The sequence below is a fragment of the Alginatibacterium sediminis genome (assembly GCF_003610775.1).
Taxonomy (GTDB): Bacteria; Pseudomonadota; Gammaproteobacteria; order Enterobacterales; family Celerinatantimonadaceae; genus Alginatibacterium; species Alginatibacterium sediminis.
In genome coordinates, this window is record NZ_RAQO01000008.1 from 108,919 (window position 1) to 132,210 (window position 23,292).

Here is a 23,292-nt window from a genome sequence, read left to right on the forward strand (position 1 = left end):
CGCTTTATTCTTCGTCACCGAACCAGCAAATTTGTCTGGCGGCCATGATAAGTTCACCAGCTTTTTCTTCAGAAAGCTCTTCGATGTCCTCAAGTTCGTCTACACCTTGCTCAGCCAAATGCTCAAGCGTTACAACGCCGCGACTTGCAAGTACGAAAGCTAGATGGCGATCTAGGCCTTCAAGATTAAGTAGATCTTCGCTAGGTTCAGCGTTCTCAAGAGACTCTTCTTTAGCTAGTGCTTCTGTTACTAGTGCTGCTTTGGCGCGCTCACGCAATTGCGCCACAATGTCTTCGTCCATTCCATCGATGGCAAGTAGCTCACCAACAGGGACATAGGCAATTTCTTCTAGGGTCGTGAAACCTTCTTCAACCAATATAGTTGAGAATTCTTCATCGATATCCAAGTGTTTAACAAAAGCCAGTACGGCTTTTCCAGCTTCAGCTTGGTGCTTGTCATTGGCTTCTTCAACCGTCATGACATTTAGCTCCCAACCCGTAAGTTGTGATGCTAGACGAACGTTTTGTCCGTTGCGGCCGATTGCCTGGGCAAGGTTGTCTGCTTCAACAGCAATGTCGATCGAATGATTGTCTTCATCAACAATAATTGATGCAACTTCAGCAGGCGCCATTGCATTGATAACAAATTGTGCAGGATTATCATCCCACAACACAATATCAACTCGCTCGTTGCTCAGTTCACCTGATACCGCTTGCACCCGTGCACCACGCATACCAACACACGCACCAACCGGATCAATACGACGATCATTTGATTTCACAGCTATTTTAGCGCGAGAACCTGGATCACGTGCTGCGCACTTAAGTTCGATCATTTCTTCAGCAATTTCTGGCACTTCAATGCGGAATAATTCAATGATCATCTCAGGGCGAGTACGACTCATAAACAATTGAGCGCCACGAGCTTCAGGTTTAACGGCAAACAACAAACCGCGAACACGGTCACCTGGGCGAAACGTCTCGCGAGGTAGTTGCTCATCACGATGAATGATAGCTTCAGCGTTGTTACCTAAATCAACGATAATGCTTTCGCGGGTTGCTTTTTTAACAACACCCGTTACCAATTCATTTACTTTGTCGTAGTACTGTTCAACAACTTGAGCACGCTCAGCTTCACGTACTTTTTGCACGATAACCTGTTTGGCTGTTTGTGTCGTAATACGGTCAAAAGTTACCGATTCGATTTGCTCTTCTACAAACCCACCAAGTTCGATTTCAGGCTCATCAATTTGAGCCGCTTCGATGGTAATTTCGCGATAAGGATTCTCAATTGCAGCTTCGTTTTCAACGGTCTGCCAGCGACGGTAGGTATCGAAACCACCGGTTTTACGGTCGATATCAACACGAACCGCAATGTCACCTTCGTATTTTTTCTTTGTTGCCGTCTCTAGCGCTGTTTCCATCGCTTCGAAGATTTTTTCACGTGGCAGTGCTTTCTCGTTAGATACCGCATCAACCACTAATAAAACTTCTTTGTTCATTCCTAAGCCTCTTTAATCAAACTGGGGAATCAAATGTGCTTTCTGAATATTGTTCACCGCAAGACGCTGTTCTTTTCCTTCAACAGCTAACACGACAACATCGTTTTCTACACCAACTATTTCACCTGTCCATTTACGCTGATTGTTTAATGCCAATCGCGTCTGAACAAATGCTTGTTCACCAACAAAACGTTGGTAATGTTCACTTTCAAATAAAGGACGTTCTAACCCAGGCGAAGATACTTCAAGGCTATACTCATTACTAATTGGATCTTCAACATCCAAAATAGCACTGACTTGACGGCTCACCTCAGCGCAAGCGTCTACATCGATACCATTTTCATGATCAATATATAGTCTTAAAACCGAAAATTTGCCCGCGTTAACGTACTCTATTCCCCATAATTCGAAGCCTGTTGCCTCGACTGCAGGACGCAGCATGTCAGTTAAGCGTTGTTCAATTGTGGCCAAGTGTTCTCCTCCGGGTATAAAAAAAGGGCTAAAAAGCCCAGTTTTGAGCTTTTATCGGAGCCGATAAAAGCTATGCTGACAAAACAAAAAAGCCCCGATTAACGCGGGGCTTTTCTTTGTTCTGAGCCTTGTTCGCTACTTAGTTTAGTATAGCTCTAAAAGAGCAAACCAAAGTATTTCATCACAATACTTTTAAAACTAAGATTTGGTTGCGGGAGCAGGATTTGAACCTACGACCTTCGGGTTATGAGCCCGACGAGCTACCAGACTGCTCCATCCCGCGTCCGAATTGCCGTGCATAATATCACATTCACAGCAAATTACACTAAAACTTTGGTGCCCAGAGCGGGACTTGAACCCGCACGTCCATACAGACACTACCCCCTCAAGATAGCGTGTCTACCAATTCCACCACCTGGGCATTTTACTCTGAGGTTTTACTCGGGTACTGATTCCCCGATTGCAGGAGCTGTTGGTGCTTCACTAACTTGCTCAACTGCTGGTAGTGATAGATCGCTCCACTCATCTACCTGCTTGGTTTGACGCGTGGTTAAGTTACCCAACACCAAACTCAAGATAAAGAACCCTGCTGCCATTACAGCGGTCATACGTGTCAGAAAGTTACCTGAACCCGATGAACCAAATACAGTATTCGATGCTCCAGAACCGAATGAAGCGCCCATATCTGCACCCTTACCCTGCTGTAGAAGTACGAGACCAATCAGCGTTAGAGCAATTAACAAGTAAGCGACAATCAAAACAGTATACATAATTCAAATTCCGAAATAATTCCAAGTACAGAACCTGCACTTGCGAAGCGGTCGAGATAGTAGCGAATCAAATTTAACAATACAAGGGCAGTGTTTAAAAAACTGCCCTTGAATCGCTTGATTGCTGTAAATTCAACCAAAGGGTAACAAAACCATTGGCAATGGCGAGCTAAGTCGCCACATTTTGTGAACTAAGGCTTATTCGCAGGCTTTACGTACTGCGTCAGCGATGAGTTGCGCACCTTGCTCAACTTTTTCCCCATCAGCACCTTCAACCATCACCCGAAGTAGTGGTTCAGTGCCTGACTTACGTAACAGTACACGCCCTTTGCCTGCAAGATTAGTTTCAACCTGCGCAACGGCGTCACTTACTTCTTGGGAACTAAGTGGATTGCTATCACCACTAAAGCGCACATTTACTAATAACTGCGGGTACAGCGTTAGACCAGTTAACAACTCACGTAGGCTATGTTCTGAAGTTCGCATTGCGGCAAGAACTTGAAGCGCGGCAACGATCCCATCCCCGGTAGTCGTATGCTCAAGGCAAATGATATGGCCCGAATTTTCACCGCCTAAGCGCCAGCCTTTTTCGCTAAGTAGTTCCATCACATAACGATCGCCTACTTTTGAACGAGCGAATGGTATGTCCATTCGAGCAAAGGCTTGTTCAAGCGCTAAGTTGCTCATCAAGGTCCCGACTACGCCACCATTGAATCGACCCAGTTGTTTGGCGTCTTTGGCAATAATATAAAGAATCTCATCACCATCGATGTGTTGGCCCAGGTGATCAATCATCATCACTCGGTCACCATCGCCATCAAGCGCAATACCAAGGTCAGCTTGATGCTCTAGTACTGTTTTGGCAAGCAAGCGAGTATCGGTAGCTCCACACTCTTCATTGATGTTAAGCCCGTTAGGCTTATCTCCAATTGAAATAACTTCCGCACCTAATTCTTGAAATACATTGGGTGCAATGTGGTAGGTGGCACCATGTGCACAATCAACAACAATTTTTAAACCATGCAAATTTAGCTTATTTGGAAAGGTGCTCTTACAAAATTCGATATAACGTCCAGCTGCATCTTCGATGCGGCGCGCTTTACCGAGTTGATCAGACTCAACACAACCCATTGGCTTGTCGAGTTCAGACTCAATGGCGATTTCTATTGCATCGGGCAATTTAGTACCGTCAGCTGAAAAAAACTTAATTCCGTTGTCGTAATACGGATTATGCGAAGCACTAATAACGATACCAGCCTCAGCCCTATAGGTTCGGGTAAGGTAAGCGACCGCAGGGGTCGGCATAGGTCCCATGAATGCAGCTTTTACTCCAGCGGCAGAAAGACCAGCCTCTAAAGCAGACTCAAGCATATAACCTGAAATACGCGTATCTTTACCAATCAACACTTGCTTGGTTCCGCTTTGCGAAAGCACTTTACCGGCGGCATAGCCTAAGCGCATAGCGAAATCTGGTGTGATCGGGTATTGGCCAACTTTGCCACGCACTCCATCGGTGCCAAAATATTTTCTAGTCATAAGTTACTCTGCTTAAGTTTTGAATAAACGCGAAACGCATCCTTGGTTTGCCAAACATCATGCACTCGGAAAATCTGTCCGCCTAACTGGGCCGCCAATATAGCAGCTGTAATGCTTGCTGGCATACAATCTTGTGGTTCTCGGTGTAATAACTTACTAAACATACTTTTACGAGAGACGCCTACCAATAACGGCAGTTCAAAGCGTTCGAACCTTGCCAAGTTAGCAAGCAATTGATAATTGTGTTCAAGACTTTTACCGAATCCGAAGCCCGGATCGATAATCAACTTGTCTTTACTTAAACCCGCAGCTGCAATCAACTCAATACGCTGCTTAAAAAACGACAAGACGTCGTCAACAACATGATGGTACTGGGGAGCATTTTGCATAGAACGCGGCTGTCCTTGCATGTGCATAATGCAAACCGGTACTTGTAACTCAACCGCTGTCGCAAGCGATCCTTCTAGGCTTAAGGCACAAACATCATTAATGATATTTGCCCCGGCCATAACGGCTTCTCGCATGACTAAAGCTTTACTCGTGTCTATCGAGATTAGCGCATCGCTACGCGCTCGAATATACTCAATCACAGGGATAACCCGTTGCAATTCTTGATCTAAACTAACACTTTTTGCTCCCGGACGAGTCGACTCACCGCCGATGTCCAGGATCTGTGCGCCTTGATCCAACATTTCGAGACCACGTTGAGTTGCCTTAAGTGGGTCAAGAAAATCTCCACCATCTGAAAATGAATCAGGAGTGGTATTGAGAATGCCCATAATCACAGGCTCTTCAAAACACTGCGTTGATACTGTAAATTTTTTAGTCATAGTCACATACTAAAAAGCCCTAGCAAGCTAGGGCTTTGTTGAACTTTTATGGCTTACTGAGTCGGTTTTTCGTTTGACTCATCAGCTTTGGGTGCATCGGCTTCAGAACTTTCAGAAACTGTTTCACTTGCTTCATCACTAGCCGGTTCTGCAGCTTCCACTTCTGATTCCGCAGCTGCCTTGGCTTGCTTATCAGCATCCGTATCTAAACTAGAAGTATCTGCTTCGCCCCAATCTGCGGGTGGACGCGGTTCTTTGCGCTCCATTAGATCGTCAATTTGCTTCGCATCAATAGTCTCGTACTTCATGAGCGTATCTTTCATCGCATGCAAAATATCAATGTTTGCATTCAGAAGTTCTTCCGAGCGTTGATAGTTGCGGTCAACAAAGGCGCGAATTTCTAGGTCAATAGCGCGAGCGGTGTCATCAGACATATGTTTAGTTTTAGCGGCACTGCGTCCTAAGAACACTTCGCCTTCATCGTCAGCATAAAGTAAGGGTCCCATTGAATCTGAGAAGCCCCACTGAGTCACCATTTTACGAGCAATTTCAGTCGCACGTTCGATATCGTTACTGGCTCCGGTAGAGACCTTATCTTCGCCGTAAATAATTTTCTCGGCTAAACGGCCACCATATAAACTAGAAATCATACTTTCTAAATGTTGGCGAGAGTGACTAACTCGGTCTCGTTCAGGTAAGTACATGGTCACACCTAAGGCTCGACCGCGAGGAATAATACTTACTTTATAAACAGGATCGTGTTCTGGAACCAAGCGACCGATTATCGCGTGTCCAGCTTCATGATATGCCGTCATTTCTTTTTCAGTCTCAGTCATAACCATTGATTTGCGCTCGGCACCCATCATGATTTTGTCTTTGGCTTTTTCAAATTCTTCCATGGCAACATTGCGTTTGCTAGAACGCGCTGCAAATAGTGCCGCTTCGTTCACTAAGTTGGCTAAATCAGCACCAGAGAAACCTGGAGTACCACGTGCTATCACAGCGGCATTAACATCATCACCCAAAGGAACTTTACGCATGTGAACCTTAAGGATCTGTTCACGGCCGCGGACATCGGGCAAGCCAACAGTCACTTGACGGTCGAAACGACCAGGACGCAATAATGCAGGGTCGAGAACATCGGGTCTGTTTGTCGCAGCAATGACAATAATACCCTCATTACCTTCAAATCCATCCATTTCAACCAGCATTTGGTTCAAGGTTTGTTCGCGCTCATCATGACCGCCACCTAGACCGGCACCACGTTGGCGACCAACGGCATCGATTTCATCAATAAAGATAATACAAGGCGCAGACTTCTTAGCTTGTTCGAACATGTCTCGAACCCTTGAAGCACCAACACCTACGAACATCTCAACAAAATCGGAACCCGAAATAGTGAAAAACGGTACTTTCGCTTCACCAGCAATCGCTTTAGCAAGTAAGGTTTTACCTGTACCAGGAGGACCTACCAACAAAATACCAGTTGGGATCTTACCGCCTAGCTTTTGGAATTTACTTGGGTCGCGCAAGTAGTCGACAAGTTCGGCAACTTCTTCTTTGGCTTCATCACAACCAGCAACATCCACAAAAGTAGTTTTGATTTGATCTTCGCTCATCAAACGGGCTTTGCTTTTACCAAAGGACATTGCACCTTTGCCGCCGCCGCCTTGCATTTGACGCATAAAGAAAATCCAAACACCGATGAGAAGCAGCATTGGGAACCATGAAATGAAGATCGAAGTCAGTAAACTTTGTTCTTCTGGTGGCTCACCTACAACTTTAACATTGTGCGTAATAAGGTCATTGAGAATGTCCTTATCATGCATCGGGATATAAGTTTGGAATTGGTCACCACTGCGGGTAACACCTGTGATTTCAGGACCATTGAAACGAACTTCACGGATCTGTTCTTGATTCACCTGTTTAACGAAGGTTGAATAGTCTAGTTGTCTTCCTTTGATCGAATCTGGGCTAAAGCTCTGAAAAACCGACATTAATACGACGGCGATCACTAACCACAAGATCAAGTTTTTTGCCATGTCACTCAAGACGAAAACCTCATTAGGGTAATAAAAATTACATGTTAAATACAGATGTTGCCGGCAAAACCCTGCTAGCGAACATTCATTTTGCTAATAACCAATAAAAATAAAAGGCATATAGCATCAAGCCTACTATAATAATGTGCCGATAGACCAGCGTTATTGCGAATTGATCTTAATAACGTGCGTCACTAGTGCTTATAACCATTTGCAACGATGTAGACTTCACGCGAACGTGCACGCGAAGAATCAGGTTTACGGATTTTTACCACTTTAAACGCTTCTTTTACTTGGGCCAAAAATGCATCAAAGCCTTCACCCTGGAACACTTTCACTACAAACGTACCCTTTTTACTAAGCACCTGATGGCACATATCTAAAGCTAACTCGACCAGATAAACGCCGCGCGCTTGATCTGAGCTTTGGTTGCCACTGATATTTGGCGCCATATCTGAGAGCAAAACATCAACTTTTGCTTCTCCAACCCGTTTCAACAGAGCATTTAGCACTGCTTCTTCACGAAAATCACCTTGTAGAAAATCAACACCTGCAATCGGGTCCATTTGTAAAATATCGCAAGCGATCACCATGCCATCCATACCGACTTTTTCAGTCGCGTATTGAGACCACCCTCCAGGTGCAGCTCCAAGGTCAACCACCGTCATTCCTGGTTTAAACAACTTATCTTTGGCTTGCATTTCTTCAAGTTTAAATACAGCTCTAGAACGCAAACCTTGTTGCTTAGCTTTTTGAACATAATGGTCACTGTGGTGCTCAGTTAACCAGCGTTTGGAGCTAGCAGTGTGTTTTTTGTTGGTCATAGTTGAAAAACCTAGCAAACGAGTACAATGAAAAATTGGTATAAGTGATAGATGGCGTTAAAATACGTTTTTTCAACCCAGGATTACAAAATAATATGCAGCTCTCAACAAAACAGAAGCAGCACCTTAAAGCGCAAGCGCACCCATTGAAAACCGTGGTCCAACTCGGATCCAACGGTTTAACAGAAGGTGTAATTGCAGAAATCGAAGCCGCTATTTCACATCACGAGCTGATTAAAGTAAAAGCTCCAGGTGCAGAGAAAGAGCTTAGAGACCAGATTGCCGCCACTATCGCCGAGCAAACTCAAAGCGAATTAGTTCAAATTATCGGTAATGTAATGGTTTTTTACCGTACCAGCGACTTGAATAAAATCCAACTACCACGTCGATAGAGAAATTGACTCTACAAAGATTTAAGCTCTTTGTTGAACGATGAATTTAGCTAGATACAAAAAAGCCTGAGTGTTAGCTCAGGCTTTTTATCAATAATTAAAGCTAATCAGGTAATTCAAACGACTTGAGATACCGAATACAACTCTGGCTGTGCGCCTTGCGGACTGTAGTCAGAAATCGATTTGTACAATTCTAATCGCCTAGCATTAACTTGTTGCTCAACAATACGGTCGACACTACCGTCAAGCGTGCTTTTAGCCGCGTAGTCTGTGACAGAAGAGCTACTTTTGGGCGCTTCATTACCAGTTGAGCTGGTATAATAGATCTCTGCGAGTTTCTCAGTATGCTGTACCGCATTCGCACCAAGCACAGTATTACGCTTTGCATCTGTAACTTGCTGTTGGGTATCTTGAGCAGACTGATAGTAACTTTCTACATTACGCTTAGTCGATAATTGTTGTTCCGGACTTAAGCTGTCGTAGCGGTTTTTAAGCTCCTGACCGATCTCGTCTTTATTGGGCAACTGCGGCTCAATTGGTTGGGTAGAAACCTGACGATTTAAACTTCCTTGTTGATAAGTTGATATACCGACGTTTGCAGATATTTGCATGTCTTATAAAACCTCACCTAACAAAATTTGTACAATAATAACACTCTTTAGCTATCTGAACTAGACAAAAGGCTTCTCTAAAAATAGTCTTAGATAGCAAGTGCTTACTTATCGCGTGCCCAAAAGGGCCTCATAAAACAGTCTTATTAAAGATACTCAACTGCTGTGATTTCATAATCTATATCGCCGCCCGGTGTGACGACCGTAACTTCATCATCAAGATTTTTACCAATTAAGCCTCGGGCGATTGGCGAATTAACCGAAATCAAGTTCAACTTAATGTCCGACTCGTCATCTCCGACAATGCGATAGGTTTTCTCTTCCTCAGTATCCAAATTCAACAAGGTTACAGTTGCACCAAAGATAACTTTGCCCTTGTTTTCAATTTTAGTGACATCGATGATTTGGAGATGACTAAGCTTTGCTTCTATGTCTTGAATACGTCCTTCACAAAAACCTTGCTGTTCTCTTGCGGCGTGATACTCAGCATTCTCTTTCAAATCTCCGTGTTCCCGAGCAGTAGCAATATCTGCGACAATTTTAGGTCGTACAACAGACTTAAGGTTTTCGAGTTCTTGACGTAGCTTCTCAGCACCATGGACCGTCATTGGAATTTGTTGCATAAAATTGAATTTCCTCAGTAAAAAAAACTGGCGGTATAAACCGCCAGTTTTAACTATCTCTATTTGTCTATTCTAACCATTTTTAAACAAATGGAAAAGAATTGGAAGCCTTATACAATCTTCGCATGCAGCTCTTGAAGCGAGGATACATTGGCTCGCGCATCAGCTTGATCAGCCTGACAGGTTGCAAAAGCACCGTTGAGTGTCGTTGTATAATTTACTTTATTTTGCAAAGCAGCGCGTCTGATCTGGCGCGAATCTTCAATTGCTACGCGACCTTCAGTGGTGTTAATGACATAACTGTACTCACCATTCTTTAGACGGTCAACTAAGTGTGGGCGACCTTCATGTACCTTGTTAACTAAGCGCGGATAAATACCCGCTTCTCCTAACGCAACCGCAGTACCATGGGTTGCATCAAGGTCGTAGCCAAGTTCAAGTAAGTTTTTTGCCAACTCAGCAACACGTTTTTTATCGGAGTTTCGAACAGATAGCAATACGCGACCACCACGACTCGTTTCGTTTCCGATCCCCAACTCTGCTTTAGCGTAGGCTTCAGCAAAAGTTTCGCCAACCCCCATCACTTCGCCTGTTGAGCGCATTTCTGGGCCTAAAATTGGGTCAACGCCAGGAAACTTATTAAATGGCAATACCACTTCTTTTACGGAATAGAACGGTGGAATAACTTCTTTCGTAAAACCTTGCTCAGCAAGTGAACGGCCAGCCATAACGCGTGCAGCAATCTTTGCAATTGGAACGCCGGTTGCCTTTGACACAAACGGCACTGTGCGCGCAGCGCGTGGGTTAACTTCAATTAGGTAGATTTCTCCACCTTTAACCGCAAACTGAGTATTCATTAAGCCGATCACGCCTAACTCAAGCGCCAAAGCACTAACTTGCGTCCGTAGACGATCTTGAACTTCTGCACTTAAGGTATAAGGCGGCAATGAACAGGCTGAATCACCAGAGTGAACCCCTGCCTGTTCAATGTGTTCCATGATGCCACCAATGACGACTTGTTCACCATCACAGATAGCGTCAATATCGACTTCAATCGCATCATCTAAGAATCGGTCAAGAAGAACTGGCGATTCGTTTGACACGCTCACCGCTTCTTTGAAGTAGCGGCGCAAATCTTGCTCGTCATAAACAATTTCCATTGCACGGCCACCTAAAACATAAGATGGGCGAACGACCAGAGGGAAACCGATACGTTCTGCGGCAATCACTGCATCTTCAGTCGTTGAGACGGTTTCATTCTCAGGTTGAAGTAAACCTAAGCGAATAACAGCCTGTTGGAAACGCTCACGGTCTTCGGCGCGGTCAATTGCATCTGGTGATGTTCCAATAATGGGTACCCCAGCAGCCTCAAGTTCGCGCGCCAGTTTAAGTGGGGTTTGTCCGCCATATTGAACAATCACGCCTTTAGGTTTTTCTACTCGAACGATCTCAAGGACGTCTTCAAGGGTAACCGGTTCAAAGTATAAACGATCAGAGGTGTCATAGTCAGTTGAAACCGTTTCAGGGTTACAGTTAACCATAATGGTTTCATAGCCATCCTCACGCATTGCTAGGGCTGCATGCACACAACAGTAATCAAATTCGATACCTTGCCCGATGCGGTTAGGCCCACCGCCTAAGATCATAATTTTGTCTTTATCGCTTGGATTAGCTTCACATTCTTCGTCGTAAGTCGAATACAAGTAAGCCGTGTCTGTTGCAAACTCTGCCGCACAGGTATCCACACGCTTATAGACAGGCAGAATATTAAGACGATGGCGAAGTTTTCGGATTTCGCTCTCAGAGACACCGGTTAGTTGCGCTAGGCGCGGGTCGGCAAAGCCTTTACGTTTAAGCGCACGCAATCGCGTTTGATCGAGACTTGCGATACCTTGTTTTGCTACCAGTTTTTCTTCTCGTATTAAATCTTCAATTTGAGCTAAGAACCAACGGTCAATTTTGGTCAACTCAAAAATACCATCAATACTCATGCCAGCGCGGAATGCATCGCCAATATACCAAATACGTTCTGCACCAACTGCGGTTAGCTCGTGACGAATTTTGGCTAAAGCTTGCGGATCGTCTAGGTCAACCATTGGGTCGAGACCAACGGCGCCGACCTCTAAGCCACGTAAAGCTTTTTGCAGTGACTCTTGTTGGTTACGACCAATTGCCATAACTTCACCCACGGACTTCATTTGAGTGGTCAGGCGATCGTTAGCACCAGCAAATTTTTCGAAATTGAAACGCGGGAGTTTAGTTACAACATAATCGATTGAAGGCTCAAACGATGCCGGTGTACGTCCGCCGGTAATGTCATTTTGAAGTTCATCTAAGGTGAAACCAACCGCTAGTTTGGCTGCAATTTTGGCTATCGGGAAACCCGTTGCTTTAGATGCTAATGCCGACGAGCGTGACACGCGTGGGTTCATTTCAATAATGACCATACGCCCAGTGTCAGGGCAAATTCCGAACTGTACGTTTGAACCGCCAGTCTCAACACCAATTTCTCGCAAGACAGCAAGCGATGCATTACGCATCAATTGGTATTCTTTGTCGCTTAAAGTTTGGGCAGGTGCAACAGTTATGGAATCTCCTGTGTGTACGCCCATTGGATCGAAGTTTTCAATAGCACAAACAATGATGCAGTTATCGTTTTTGTCGCGAACCACTTCCATCTCATATTCTTTCCAGCCAATGAGGCTTTCGTCAATGAGCAATTCTGAAGTTGGCGATAAGTCGATACCATTGGTACAAATGTCTTCAAACTCTTCTTTATTATATGCGATACCGCCGCCAGTCCCACCCATGGTAAACGAAGGGCGAATAATACAAGGGAAGCCAACCATATCGAGAACGCCGTAGGCTTCTTCCATATTGTGAGCAATACCTGCACGCGGACAGTCTAGGCCTATGCTTTTCATCGCTTTATCAAAACGGCTGCGATCTTCAGCTTTATCAATCGCGTCAGCGGTCGCACCTATCATTTCGACATTGTATTTAGCTAATACACCATTGGATTCAAGCTCCAATGCACAGTTCAGCGCCGTCTGACCGCCCATTGTAGGTAAAACTGCATCGGGCTTTTCTTTGGCAATAATTTTTTCTACGACTTCCCAATGGATAGGCTCGATATAGGTTGCATCGGCCATTTCAGGGTCAGTCATAATTGTTGCAGGATTTGAATTCACCAAGATGACTCGGTAGCCTTCTTCGCGCAAAGCTTTACAGGCTTGTGCACCTGAATAGTCAAACTCACAGGCTTGACCAATAACGATTGGTCCAGCACCCAGAATCAAAATGCTTTTAATGTCGTTGCGTTTTGGCATGTCTAAGTTACCTTACTTCGAGCTTGAAAGACGTTGATTGATCAAATCAATGAAATGGTTAAACAATGGCGCGGCGTCGTGCGGACCAGGGCTTGCTTCAGGGTGTCCTTGGAAGCTAAACGCTGCCTTATCGGTATGGTGAATACCTTGCAGGCTTTGGTCAAATAGTGACACATGCGTTGTGCGAAGTGTGCTTGGCAAGCTTGCGCCGTCGACCGCAAAACCATGATTCTGAGCAGTAATCATCACTTTAGCTTGTTCTAGATCTTTCACTGGATGGTTAGCACCATGATGACCAAATTTCATTTTGACTGTTTTTGCACCGCAAGCTAGCGCAAGAATTTGGTGACCTAAACAGATACCAAAAATTGGGATGTCAGTTTCCAAGAAGGTTTTGACGGCTTCAATTGCGTAATCGCATGGCTCTGGGTCGCCGGGGCCGTTACTGAGGAAAATTCCGTCGGGATTCATTGCTAACACGTCTGCAGCTGGGGTTTGCGCTGGCACAACCGTTAGACGGCAGCCGCGGTCAACCAACATACGCAAAATATTGCGCTTAACCCCAAAATCATAAGCGACCACATGCTTATCACAGTCTTGTTTGTCTGCAGGATGGCCATCAACCAGATCCCAAGAGCCCTGCAGCCAGGTATACGTTTGCGTCGTGCTGACTTCTTTTGCCAAATCCATGCCTTTGAGGCCAGGGAAATCTTTCGCTTGTTGTAAAGCAGTGGCTTGGTCTAAGTTTGAACCTGCAATAATGCAGCCTGCCATTGCGCCTTTTTCGCGCAAGATGCGAGTTAAGCGGCGAGTATCAATATCGGCAATACCAACAACATTTCGCTGTTTCAAATAGTCACTTAAACTTTGTTCACTTCGAAAGTTACTCGTCATCAAAGGTAAATCACGAATGATCAACGCTTTGGCGTGTATATGAGTTGACTCATCGTCTTCTGACGTAGTGCCGTAGTTTCCGATGTGAGGGTAAGTAAGAGTAACGATTTGGCGAGAGTATGAGGGGTCTGTGAGTATTTCTTGATATCCGGTCATCGAAGTATTAAAAACAACTTCTCCAACCGATGTACCGTTGGCTCCGATGGATGTTCCGTGGAATAGACTTCCATCTTCCAGGACTAGCATTGCTGAACTGCTCAAGGCGACCTCCTAACTAGGGTTTCGACACAATTAAACCAGCATCAAGGTGTCAATTTGATGCCTGAAAAACCAAAAATTTGGCAAATTCCGCGGATCTTATAGCAGATAAGCCAAGCCGTCCATGAAAATATAGAAAAACATCGAAAATAATAGCTAAGGAGGAAGAAGCAGCGAAAAGCGCTAAAAACTGCAAACAACACTGCAACTTTTAACGCTTTTACTAGGGTTTTGTTGTATTAAATGTCGAAATCCTTAAGCCCAAGTACATCTTGCATGTCGAATAAACCCTTCGGTTTTTCTTGCAACCAGACCGCGGCACGTACAGCACCGTTGGCAAATGTCATGCGACTAGAGGCTTTGTGGGTGATTTCAACTCGCTCGCCAATATCAGCAAACATCGCTGTATGTTCGCCAACAAGGTCTCCGGCGCGAATTGTTGCAAAACCAATAGTTTCTCGGTCTCGCTCACCAGTAATGCCTTCGCGTCCATAGACAGCAACTTTTTTAAGATCACGACCTAAGGTGTCAGCAATGACTTCGCCCATACTTAAAGCAGTACCGGAGGGTGCGTCGACTTTGTGCCGATGATGCCCTTCTATTATTTCGATGTCGGTATAGTCGCCCATGGCTTTGGCGGCAACTTCTAAAAGTTTGAAAACGACATTCACACCCACACTCATATTCGATGCAAACATTATAGCCACACTTTCACTATAGTCGCTTAAGAGTTGTTTTTGCTCATCACTAAAGCCTGTGGTGCCTATCACCATTTTTTTACCATGCTTTTTAGCCCAGGCTAAATGCGACAAGGTAACCGCCGGCGCCGTGAAATCAATCACCACATCAATCTTATCTTCGAGTCCTTCAAGACTATCGCAAACAGTGACCGCAATATCCTTCTGACCCGCCAATTCACCAGCATTGACACCAATTAAACTTGAGCCAGCGCGCTCTGTAGCAGCCCCTAATTCCGTATCCGGGTTCTGCGAAATGGCCTCGAGAAGTGTTTTTCCCATTCGACCATTGCAACCGACGACTGCAACCTGCACTTTTGCCATTGAACTGCCCTATTCTGAGTTAGTATTGACGTCAATATAACACAGCAAAAGCAAAGCTGAACCCCTAAGCAGCCTCACCGGAGCTAACCAACTTTGGTTTTTTACTAGCGCTGCTTTGAGCTGGATTTTGTTGGCGTTCATATAAGAAACGTAAGACTTGTGAACGATAATGATTGTATTGTGCATCATCAGCTAAACTAACTCGATTGCGAGGACGCTCCAGTTCAACGTTTAATACTTCACCAATCGTAGCGGCGGGTCCGTTAGTCATCATCACAATGCGATCTGACAACAGAACCGCTTCATCGACATCATGAGTAATCATAATGACGGTATTATTAAGTTCGTTTTGAATTTCCATTAGCGAGTCTTGTAAATGAGCACGGGTTAAAGCGTCTAACGCGCCAAAGGGCTCATCCATCAACAAAACCTTGGGTTGCATAGCAAGCGCCCGAGCAATGCCCACACGCTGCTTCATCCCCCCTGAAATTTCATCGGGTCGTTTATGCGCAGCATGCCCCATGTGGACTAGTTCAAGATTGTGATTTATCCATTCGGCCATTTCGGCTTTGCTTTTTTTACCTTTGAACACTTCTTTTACCGCAAGCTCAACGTTCTGATAAGCCGTCAACCATGGTAGCAACGAATGGTTTTGAAACACGACGGCGCGATCGGGACCGGGCTCGCTCACTTCTCTACCTTCCAAGATCACCCCACCTTCACTGGCTTGATACAGACCAGCAACGATGTTAAGTACTGTGGATTTACCGCAACCCGAGTGCCCAATGAGGGAGATAAACTCGCCTTGTTCAATTTTTAAGTTTACGTCTTGTAGCGCTCTAAATGGCCCATCTTTAGTTGGAAATTCGATGCCGACATGGTCAATTTCTAAATAGTGATTCATATTCAATACCTTCTTTTTGCAAAATGCTATGCCTTAGGCATTAGAGCTTTGAGGAGAAACTAGTTTTTGCACGCTCAGCATCATCCAGTCCAATACAAAACCAATGATGCCAATGACTAGCACAGCAACCATAATCCGTCCTAAGGAGTTAGAACTACCATTTTGAAATTCGTCCCATACAAATTTTCCTAAGCCTGGATTTTGAGCCAACATCTCAGCGGCAATTAACACCATCCATCCAATACCAAGTGAAATACGCAGACCGGTAAATATCATTGGCAACGATGCTGGAAGGGCTATTTTGAACACCTGTTTACTCCAATGTAGACGAATAACGCGTCCAACATTGATCCAATCTTTATCGATAGAGGCGACTCCCATCGCGGTATTGATAAGCGTGGGCCATAGCGAACATAAGGTCACAGTCACAGCTGAGGTGATAAAGGATTTGCTAAACATAGGGTCATCACTGACATAAACCGCACTTACAACCATGGTGACAATCGGTAACCAAGCCAGCGGCGACACCGGTTTAAATATTTGAATCAACGGACTAACCGCAGCATAAAGTTTTTGGTTCAGACCGCAGGCAACGCCAAGCGGTATTGCAATTAAACTTGCAACAACAAAACCCGCAAAAACGGTATACAAGCTGGTCCATATTTGGTCAAAAAAGGTGGGCTTGCCGGTATAAGGTCTAACTTTCACGGTAGCTTCAGGATTCTTCGCCAATTTCTCGGCATTGCGCTTATCCTGACGCTCATAGAAGGCCACTTCTTTTAGCCGCTCAGCTTTGTGTTCGTCCACCAAACCCAAATATTGTTGATAAACTGCCGTAGGCCCGGGCAATGTGCCAAGACTGGTGTCGACCCGCGCAGCACTAAAACTCCACAGAGCGAGGAAGATAGCAATTGCTAATAGCGGCAAGCCTAGTTTTTCAAACAAGTCTTGAAATTGTCGCTTGGGACTTTCGCCGCTTGCTAGACGTACCATCGGCACAATTGGACTTAGGCCAAAGGTTTCTAAATAGTGAATCGTTTTGTCTTTCATAACGACATCCTTGATTGGTTATTTCCAGTTTTGAAATAGGGGAAGGTCAGTTAACTGCCTTCCCTCTTCTTATGCTGTCTATTAGATTTTGTCGTCGCCTTTAAGGCCGATTTCAAACTGACTCAAGTAGTCATTTGGTTTACTACCGTCATAGGTAACTTTGTCCAAAAAGCCTTCTTGTGGTGGTTTAAAGCCCGACTCAGTTGCAAACTCAGGAAAGTCCTGCGCTTTAACATGACCTTCAGCTATTAGTTCTTGAGCAGCCAAAGCATAAATGTCAGGACGGTATACTTTCTTAGCAATATCCATGTACCAACTGTCTGGTTTTGCATCTTCAATTTGTCCCCAACGGCGCATTTGAGTTAGATACCAAATGGCATCACTGTAATACGGGTAAGTTGCGTTATAACGGAAGAATACATTGAAGTCAGGCACTTCGCGTTTATCGCCCTTTTCGTATTCAAAAGTGCCCGTCATGCTGTTGGCAATGACATCGTAGTCAGCACCCACATATTGACTTTGAGATAGTATTTTAACGGCTTCTGGACGATTAGCGTTGTCTTGCTCATCAAGCCATTGCGCAGCTCGGATCATGGCTTTAACGACGCGTATATGAGTGATAGGGTACTCGTCAGCCCATGATTGGCTGACACCAAATACTTTCTCTGGATTGTTTTTCCAAATTTCGTAATCGGTAATCACTGGAACACCTATCCCTTTGAAAACCGCTTGTTGATTCCAAGGTTCACCAACGCAGTAACCAAAAATAGTTCCCGCTTCCATGGTGGAAGGCATTTGTGGAGGCGGCGTCACTGACAACAAGGCATCAGCATCAATCTGTCCCGTATTATCACTTTTATGCGGTGCATAATAACCGGGATGAATTCCACCAGCTGCTAGCCAATATCGAAGCTCATAGTTATGTGTCGATACTGGGAATACCATTCCCATATTAAATGGCACACCTTTATCTAAATATGACTCTACAACAGGCTTAAGCGCGGTGGCTGAAATTGGATGGACAGGCTTGCCATCAACATGCTCGATATGAGGCTTCATCTGCGCCCATATCTCATTAGAAACAGTGATCGCGTTGCCATTCAAATCCATGCTGAAAGCAGTAATAATATCGGCTTGCGTTCCAATACCAATGGTTGCTCCTAAAGGCTGGCCCGCAAGCATGTGCGCACCATCTAATTCGCCGGTAATCACCCCATCAAGTAAAACCTTCCAGTTTGCTTGCGCTTCTAAAGTGACGTACAAACCTTCGTCTTCAAAAAAACCTTTTTCGTAAGCAACGGCTAATGGCGCCATGTCGGTAAGCTTAATAAACCCAAACTTAAGGTCTTCCTTTTCTGGCTCACCAAGTTCAGCTGTTGCCGGATTGACAAGCAACAGACCAATAGTGCTCGCTAACAAAGTTTGTTTTATCGTCTTCGATATCTTGCCAAAAGATGGATGGCTAGTACTTGTATGCATTCCCTGCTCCTTCAATAAAAAAATTGTTATGTCTAGGCTGGTATTGCGAAAGCCATACCAAGATCCAGATCACATTTTTTTATATTTCTAAATCATTGACTTAGATTGGCGGCTATCCACAAGGAGGTATTCGTTATTTTTCAATGAATTCACAAACTTAGCGCATGAATGCACAACGATGATGCGTCTATTTTTAGGAGATTCGAACAATAGCTTAGACAAGTACAACTAGATGGGCTTAATTCTCACATGTGAGGTCGCGAATAAACCGCGGCCATAAAAAAACACCAAGAACAAGGTCCTTGATGTTTGTATGCCTCGACTTAGTATGTCAAGCCAAATACATAGCGCTATTGATACCTATGCTACGATATCAATTAGCTCTACTTCAAAAATTAGAGCTGAGAAAGGAGGAATAGATGATCCTGCCCCTTGTGCGCCGTATGCAAGCTCAGCGGGGACATATAGCTTCCACTTATCGCCAACTTTCATTGACTGTAGCGCTTCTGTCCAACCGCGGATCACACCATTGACTGGAAATTCTGCTGGTTCACCACGGGCAACAGAACTATCGAATACTTCTCCGTTTATGAAAGTACCTTCATAGTGAACACGAACTTTACTGCTCGCTTCTGGAGTTGCGCCGTCGCCTTCAGCTAATACTTCATACTGTAAGCCTGACTCAGTTACATTAATTTCTGGACGTTGGCGGTTTTCACCAAGGAATTTTTCACCAAATTCACGAGCGTCTTTATGCTGCTCAGCTTTTTGAGCTTCAATTTCTTCGGTTATCACTTGGAACGCAGCGGCGATATCAGCTTCAGCTACTTTAGGCTCTGCTTTGGTCATCACGTCGCGGATCCCATCAAGCATTGCATCTACTTCTAAACCATCAAATGCTGCACGTTCGATCTGCTCGCCAATTTGAAGACCATAACCGTAGCTTGCTTGAGCTTTGGCACCTTGATATTGCTCTGACATAATTTACTCTTTAACAATGAAATGAGCGCAGAGTCTAGCATAGGCACGCTTAGGCTCGCAAAGGCAGTGACTAAGAATCAAACCGAGAGCAAATCTTGATTCATTAAGCACTTGCGATAAGCCTTACCAAAGTGCTTTTGCACTTGGGTAACACCACACAAATTCAAACCCAAATGCTGATAAAAACCGATAGCTTCACTGTTATCTTCCATCACCCACAAGCGCAGTTCGCTGCAATATGCGGCGCCCGCTGTCTCTTTTATAAACTCTAGTAAGCTTCGGCCATAACCATGTCCTATATGTTTAGGTGGAAGATACAAAGCATGTACTTCGCAGCTCATATTCTGTAACTCGTACATCGCAAAACCGCACGCAAGCTCAGTCTGGGTATCAAAAATCACAACCGTTTTCAGCTGCTGGCTTTGCACACGTTCAGCCCACATCTGGCGATGCACAGATATGGGTAAATTACTTAATAGCGCATCGATTAAAGGTTTGGGATAAGCATGCCGCCAGCTCGCTCTTTGAATCGATACGATGTCTGGTGCATGCTCAACCTTAGCCGTGCAAATTAGGCTTTGGACTTGCTTTTGGCTTTTGGTTTCGGAATTTTTGGTGTCGTACATTTTGGATTCTTTGATTGTGCACGAGCAGCTAGTTTTAACTGCTCGGCTTGAGGCATTGCTCGTTGCAAGTCACTAATACGGGTATCGTGCGAGGGGTGAGTTGATAACAGCTCTGGAGGACCACCACCACTTTCTTTGGCCATATTTCGCCACAAATTAACACTTTCTTGTGGATCAAATCCCGCTCTTGCCATGAGTTCAAGACCTATCATATCGGCTTCACTCTCTTGAGCTCGTCCATAAGGTAATAGAACACCGAACTGAACCCCCAGACCCAAGGCCGCCATCGCAGCACCTTTATTATCCATATCACTAACACCAATCGCAATTGCCGCGGCGGTAGCTCCAATGCCAGCAATTTGCTCTCGAGATAAACGTTCATTGCTGTGACGCGCTAATACATGGGAGATTTCATGGCCTATGACTGTACCCAATTGGCTTTGATTTGTAGCAACATTCATAAGTCCCGTGTAGACGCCAATGTGACCACCAGGCAGTGCAAAGGCATTGACTTGCTCGCTATCAAATACAACAACCTCCCAAACGCCCTCACCAAAAGAAGGAGGAATTTCCTTTGTGATCGCATTGGTTATGCACTGCACATAGGCATTAACAGCAGGATCTTCCAAAATGGTTTCGTTCTTTTTAATTTCAGCAAATGACTGCGCCCCTAAACCATTCATTTGTTGCGCATCATAGAGCAGGACTTGGTTCCGACCGGTCGGTGATGAAGAGCAGGCAGCCAAAGCCATGGCTAACACACTCGCCCCAAGTACATATCTAACTTGTTTATTCAATCTACAACTTAAGTTCATCGCTTAACTATCCTTTAATCCCTTACTGACGACCTTGCTAATTTTTGCTACCACTTTCTGACTTGTATACTCCAACAAGCCTTGGCTATATAGAAACTATACCTCTAGTCATTGACTAGCGCGAGTAAAGCGCTAACTATCTTATATCGACTAATGTCAAAGTTTTGCTAAAAAAACGTAGTTTTTAAAATGGTGAAGCGTTAATATAACTTTAGTTTATTCTTAAAACATAAGTTATAAATGACTACTCAAGAACAACGCGTTTTGGCTGCTGTACGCGCTACTCCCACGGCGACCCAACAAGAACTTGCGGAGCGAATTGGCATGAGCCGAGAAGCAATCGCAGGACACATTATGCGTTTAACTCGCAAAGGTTACATTCTTGGTAAGGGCTATATATTCCCAGAAGCTGACTCCATAGTTGTTATCGGCGCAGCCAACGTAGACCTTAGCGGAAACAGTCAATCTGCATTTTTAGCCGGTGACTCCAATCCTGGTAGTATCCACCAAAGTATTGGTGGTGTAGGTCGCAATATTGCTGAGAATCTAGCTCGTTTGGGCAATGACACGACTTTAGTTGCGGCTATCGGTAAAGACAGCAGCGGTCAATGGTTGCGCGAGCAATGCATCAATGCTGGTATTAATACCGACTATTTTCACGTCAGCGATCAACATGCGACCGGTCGCTACATCGCGCTCAACAATCATCTCGGAGAATTACAAGCTGCGCTCGCTGATATGCAAGTGGTCGATAGCCTTAGTCCGAGCTATCTACAAGATCAAATAAAGATTGTTAAAGCAGCGCAGACTCTAGTATTAGATGCCAACATCAGTTCACAAACTTTATTATGGCTCGCCCAACAAAACTTAGATGCTTCACTAATGGCAGACGCAGTCTCTGCCAATAAAGCCCCCAAGTTGAAGCCAATTCTGAGCAAACTTCAAGTGCTTAAAGTTAACCAAAGTGAAGCCCAGGCAATTTTGGAAAGCGACGAAAGCTCGGTTGAAGTACTAGCCCAATTGTTGCTCAAATGCGGAGTAAAGCAAGTTTTACTAAGCTTAGGTAACCAAGGTGTGCTCTATTGCGATGCTAAACAATTGTTCATATCACCGGTTAAAGCATCTAAGCCAGTAAGCGATACTGGCGCTGGTGATTCATTATTAGCCGGCTTTATTCACGCTCGCAAACTAAAGCCCGCGCTTGATATCCAACAACAACTCTCGTTTGCCTTGCATTGCGCAGCGCTAACACTAGAAAGCGAATTTGCGGTCAACCCGACCCTCGATGAACAAGCGATTATGTCGCAATTAAGCCACTAGGAATTATGATGAACCAATATTTAGATATTCACCCTGAAGTTGCCCAAGCATTGCGCGACGGAAAAGCAGTTGTAGCGCTTGAAAGCACCATTATTTCACACGGAATGCCTTGGCCTCAGAATGCAGAAACAGCTAAACAAGTTGAGCAAATTATACGTGATGCTGGCGCAGTTCCGGCCACCATTGCCATTATTGACGGCCGCCTAAAAGCAGGCTTAAGTGGCGATGAAATTGATACCTTGGCTAAAGCAGGCTTAAGTGTTACCAAATGTTCACGCCGCGATTTACCGTTTGTAGTAAGCGCTGGGCAGCACGGCGCAACTACGGTCGCAGCAACCATGATCATTGCGGCGATGGCTGGAATCAAGGTCTTTGCAACCGGCGGTATTGGCGGAGTGCATCGCGGAGCGGAAACTAGTTTTGATATATCTGCTGACTTACAAGAGCTTTCTCAAACAGACGTCGCGGTTGTATGCGCTGGCGCTAAGTCTATTCTTGACCTAGGGTTAACGCGAGAATATTTGGAAACCAATGGCGTGCCGGTTCTAGGCTATCAAACCAATACACTCCCGGCATTCTATACCCGTGAAAGTGACCATAGCATCGATTATCGTATGGAAACTGCAAACGATGTGGCTCAGTTCTTGTCTGCGAAATGGGGAATGCAGTTACATGGTGGGGTTGTGGTAGCCAACCCAATCCCAGAAGAATATGCGATGGACAAAGCAGCAATTGACTCAGCAGTAGAACAAGCCCTACAAGAATCTGTTGAACAAGGGATTGCGGGTAAAGACTCCACGCCATTTTTGTTGAAGCGCGTAGCTGAACTAACCGGCGGCGACAGCTTAGCCAGTAACATTCAATTGGTTTTCAATAATGCACGATTAGGTGCTCAAATTGCCATCGAGTTGACTCAGTAGTCTCAATCAGCACTACTTAATGTAACAGCAGGCGTTCATTCAGCCTGCTTTTTTG

21 protein-coding genes and 2 tRNA genes are annotated in these 23,292 nt (G+C 44.8%); 3 read left to right on the top strand and 20 right to left on the bottom strand.

Annotated features, from left to right (window positions below; all coding sequences use genetic code 11):
- Positions 1 to 4: 4 nt before the first annotated feature.
- From nusA to rlmE, 9 genes are all read right to left on the bottom strand, one after another.
- On the bottom strand, positions 5 to 1,501 hold the full coding sequence (nusA, locus tag DBZ36_RS14435) for a transcription termination factor NusA (RefSeq protein WP_120355669.1): 1,497 nt from the start codon (positions 1,499 to 1,501) through the stop codon (positions 5 to 7).
- Positions 1,502 to 1,513: 12 nt separating this feature from the next.
- Positions 1,514 to 1,972, bottom strand: coding sequence for a ribosome maturation factor RimP (gene rimP / locus DBZ36_RS14440; RefSeq protein WP_120355670.1), 459 nt, complete (start codon positions 1,970 to 1,972; stop codon positions 1,514 to 1,516).
- A gap of 206 nt (positions 1,973 to 2,178) precedes the next feature.
- Positions 2,179 to 2,255, bottom strand: a tRNA-Met gene (locus DBZ36_RS14445).
- Between the two features lie 51 nt (positions 2,256 to 2,306).
- A tRNA-Leu gene (locus tag DBZ36_RS14450) sits at positions 2,307 to 2,393 on the bottom strand.
- Between the two features lie 16 nt (positions 2,394 to 2,409).
- Complete coding sequence (gene secG, locus DBZ36_RS14455) at positions 2,410 to 2,742, bottom strand: preprotein translocase subunit SecG (RefSeq protein WP_120355671.1); 333 nt, start codon at positions 2,740 to 2,742, stop codon at positions 2,410 to 2,412.
- Between the two features lie 198 nt (positions 2,743 to 2,940).
- Positions 2,941 to 4,278, bottom strand: a complete 1,338-nt coding sequence (glmM, locus tag DBZ36_RS14460) for a phosphoglucosamine mutase (RefSeq protein ID WP_120355672.1) — start codon at positions 4,276 to 4,278, stop codon at positions 2,941 to 2,943.
- Complete coding sequence (folP, locus tag DBZ36_RS14465) at positions 4,275 to 5,108, bottom strand: dihydropteroate synthase (protein ID WP_120355673.1); 834 nt, start codon at positions 5,106 to 5,108, stop codon at positions 4,275 to 4,277. The genes glmM and folP overlap by 4 nt, the downstream gene beginning before the upstream one ends.
- Before the next feature lie 53 nt (positions 5,109 to 5,161).
- On the bottom strand, positions 5,162 to 7,150 hold the full coding sequence (gene ftsH / locus DBZ36_RS14470) for an ATP-dependent zinc metalloprotease FtsH (RefSeq protein ID WP_233558166.1): 1,989 nt from the start codon (positions 7,148 to 7,150) through the stop codon (positions 5,162 to 5,164).
- A gap of 194 nt (positions 7,151 to 7,344) precedes the next feature.
- Entirely contained in the window at positions 7,345 to 7,974 is a 630-nt protein-coding gene (gene rlmE / locus DBZ36_RS14475; protein ID WP_120355675.1) for a 23S rRNA (uridine(2552)-2'-O)-methyltransferase RlmE, read from the bottom strand.
- Positions 7,975 to 8,069: 95 nt separating this feature from the next.
- Between rlmE and yhbY the strand changes: the two genes are divergently transcribed.
- Positions 8,070 to 8,366, top strand: a complete 297-nt coding sequence (gene yhbY, locus DBZ36_RS14480) for a ribosome assembly RNA-binding protein YhbY (protein ID WP_120355676.1) — start codon at positions 8,070 to 8,072, stop codon at positions 8,364 to 8,366.
- A 116-nt stretch (positions 8,367 to 8,482) separates the two neighbouring features.
- Here yhbY and DBZ36_RS14485 read toward each other — a convergent pair whose 3' ends face one another.
- From DBZ36_RS14485 to DBZ36_RS14535, 11 genes are all read right to left on the bottom strand, one after another.
- Entirely contained in the window at positions 8,483 to 8,977 is a 495-nt protein-coding gene (locus DBZ36_RS14485; RefSeq protein ID WP_120355677.1) for a hypothetical protein, read from the bottom strand.
- Positions 8,978 to 9,123: 146 nt separating this feature from the next.
- Positions 9,124 to 9,600, bottom strand: a complete 477-nt coding sequence (greA, locus tag DBZ36_RS14490; RefSeq protein ID WP_120355678.1) for a transcription elongation factor GreA — start codon at positions 9,598 to 9,600, stop codon at positions 9,124 to 9,126.
- A gap of 110 nt (positions 9,601 to 9,710) precedes the next feature.
- Positions 9,711 to 12,929 (bottom strand): carbamoyl-phosphate synthase large subunit, encoded by a 3,219-nt coding sequence (gene carB, locus DBZ36_RS14495; protein WP_120355679.1) that lies wholly within the window; start codon positions 12,927 to 12,929, stop codon positions 9,711 to 9,713.
- 12 nt (positions 12,930 to 12,941) lie between these two features.
- Positions 12,942 to 14,084: a glutamine-hydrolyzing carbamoyl-phosphate synthase small subunit gene (carA, locus tag DBZ36_RS14500; protein WP_120355680.1), complete on the bottom strand. Its 1,143-nt coding sequence runs from the start codon at positions 14,082 to 14,084 to the stop codon at positions 12,942 to 12,944.
- Between the two features lie 236 nt (positions 14,085 to 14,320).
- Entirely contained in the window at positions 14,321 to 15,142 is an 822-nt protein-coding gene (gene dapB, locus DBZ36_RS14505; protein WP_120355681.1) for a 4-hydroxy-tetrahydrodipicolinate reductase, read from the bottom strand.
- A 64-nt stretch (positions 15,143 to 15,206) separates the two neighbouring features.
- On the bottom strand, positions 15,207 to 16,046 hold the full coding sequence (locus tag DBZ36_RS14510) for an ABC transporter ATP-binding protein (RefSeq protein ID WP_120355682.1): 840 nt from the start codon (positions 16,044 to 16,046) through the stop codon (positions 15,207 to 15,209).
- 33 nt (positions 16,047 to 16,079) lie between these two features.
- Positions 16,080 to 17,096, bottom strand: coding sequence for an ABC transporter permease (locus DBZ36_RS14515; protein ID WP_120355683.1), 1,017 nt, complete (start codon positions 17,094 to 17,096; stop codon positions 16,080 to 16,082).
- A gap of 81 nt (positions 17,097 to 17,177) precedes the next feature.
- A complete protein-coding gene (locus DBZ36_RS14520) occupies positions 17,178 to 18,575 on the bottom strand; it encodes a CmpA/NrtA family ABC transporter substrate-binding protein (protein WP_120355684.1) in 1,398 nt (465 codons plus the stop codon).
- Between the two features lie 360 nt (positions 18,576 to 18,935).
- Positions 18,936 to 19,556 (bottom strand): FKBP-type peptidyl-prolyl cis-trans isomerase, encoded by a 621-nt coding sequence (locus DBZ36_RS14525; protein WP_120355685.1) that lies wholly within the window; start codon positions 19,554 to 19,556, stop codon positions 18,936 to 18,938.
- A 77-nt stretch (positions 19,557 to 19,633) separates the two neighbouring features.
- Entirely contained in the window at positions 19,634 to 20,182 is a 549-nt protein-coding gene (locus DBZ36_RS14530) for a GNAT family N-acetyltransferase (RefSeq protein WP_120355686.1), read from the bottom strand.
- Positions 20,128 to 20,997 carry a M48 family metallopeptidase gene (locus DBZ36_RS14535; protein WP_120355687.1) on the bottom strand — a complete coding sequence of 290 codons (870 nt, stop codon included), beginning with the start codon at positions 20,995 to 20,997 and terminating at the stop codon, positions 20,128 to 20,130. The genes DBZ36_RS14530 and DBZ36_RS14535 overlap by 55 nt, the downstream gene beginning before the upstream one ends.
- A gap of 240 nt (positions 20,998 to 21,237) precedes the next feature.
- Here DBZ36_RS14535 and DBZ36_RS14540 point away from each other — a divergent pair, with 240 nt between their 5' ends.
- Positions 21,238 to 22,317, top strand: a complete 1,080-nt coding sequence (locus DBZ36_RS14540; RefSeq protein WP_120355688.1) for a carbohydrate kinase — start codon at positions 21,238 to 21,240, stop codon at positions 22,315 to 22,317.
- A gap of 5 nt (positions 22,318 to 22,322) precedes the next feature.
- Positions 22,323 to 23,237: a pseudouridine-5'-phosphate glycosidase gene (locus tag DBZ36_RS14545; RefSeq protein WP_233558149.1), complete on the top strand. Its 915-nt coding sequence runs from the start codon at positions 22,323 to 22,325 to the stop codon at positions 23,235 to 23,237.
- Positions 23,238 to 23,292: the final 55 nt, after the last annotated feature.

What these genes read in the sequence shown, in the direction of transcription:
- DBZ36_RS14530 (WP_120355686.1), bottom strand. Translation starts at nt 20,182, where the DNA reads ATGTACGACACCAAAAATTCCGAAACCAAAAGCCAAAAGCAAGTCCAA.
- ftsH (WP_233558166.1), bottom strand. Translation starts at nt 7,150, where the DNA reads ATGGCAAAAAACTTGATCTTGTGGTTAGTGATCGCCGTCGTATTAATG.
- DBZ36_RS14535 (WP_120355687.1), bottom strand. Translation starts at nt 20,997, where the DNA reads ATGAACTTAAGTTGTAGATTGAATAAACAAGTTAGATATGTACTTGGG.
- DBZ36_RS14485 (WP_120355677.1), bottom strand. Translation starts at nt 8,977, where the DNA reads ATGCAAATATCTGCAAACGTCGGTATATCAACTTATCAACAAGGAAGT.
- glmM (WP_120355672.1), bottom strand. Translation starts at nt 4,278, where the DNA reads ATGACTAGAAAATATTTTGGCACCGATGGAGTGCGTGGCAAAGTTGGC.
- folP (WP_120355673.1), bottom strand. Translation starts at nt 5,108, where the DNA reads ATGACTAAAAAATTTACAGTATCAACGCAGTGTTTTGAAGAGCCTGTG.
- DBZ36_RS14545 (WP_233558149.1), top strand. Translation starts at nt 22,323, where the DNA reads ATGATGAACCAATATTTAGATATTCACCCTGAAGTTGCCCAAGCATTG.
- nusA (WP_120355669.1), bottom strand. Translation starts at nt 1,501, where the DNA reads ATGAACAAAGAAGTTTTATTAGTGGTTGATGCGGTATCTAACGAGAAA.
- DBZ36_RS14540 (WP_120355688.1), top strand. Translation starts at nt 21,238, where the DNA reads ATGACTACTCAAGAACAACGCGTTTTGGCTGCTGTACGCGCTACTCCC.
- greA (WP_120355678.1), bottom strand. Translation starts at nt 9,600, where the DNA reads ATGCAACAAATTCCAATGACGGTCCATGGTGCTGAGAAGCTACGTCAA.
- DBZ36_RS14510 (WP_120355682.1), bottom strand. Translation starts at nt 16,046, where the DNA reads ATGAATCACTATTTAGAAATTGACCATGTCGGCATCGAATTTCCAACT.
- dapB (WP_120355681.1), bottom strand. Translation starts at nt 15,142, where the DNA reads ATGGCAAAAGTGCAGGTTGCAGTCGTCGGTTGCAATGGTCGAATGGGA.
- rlmE (WP_120355675.1), bottom strand. Translation starts at nt 7,974, where the DNA reads ATGACCAACAAAAAACACACTGCTAGCTCCAAACGCTGGTTAACTGAG.
- carB (WP_120355679.1), bottom strand. Translation starts at nt 12,929, where the DNA reads ATGCCAAAACGCAACGACATTAAAAGCATTTTGATTCTGGGTGCTGGA.
- DBZ36_RS14520 (WP_120355684.1), bottom strand. Translation starts at nt 18,575, where the DNA reads ATGCATACAAGTACTAGCCATCCATCTTTTGGCAAGATATCGAAGACG.
- DBZ36_RS14515 (WP_120355683.1), bottom strand. Translation starts at nt 17,096, where the DNA reads ATGAAAGACAAAACGATTCACTATTTAGAAACCTTTGGCCTAAGTCCA.
- DBZ36_RS14525 (WP_120355685.1), bottom strand. Translation starts at nt 19,556, where the DNA reads ATGTCAGAGCAATATCAAGGTGCCAAAGCTCAAGCAAGCTACGGTTAT.
- secG (WP_120355671.1), bottom strand. Translation starts at nt 2,742, where the DNA reads ATGTATACTGTTTTGATTGTCGCTTACTTGTTAATTGCTCTAACGCTG.
- yhbY (WP_120355676.1), top strand. Translation starts at nt 8,070, where the DNA reads ATGCAGCTCTCAACAAAACAGAAGCAGCACCTTAAAGCGCAAGCGCAC.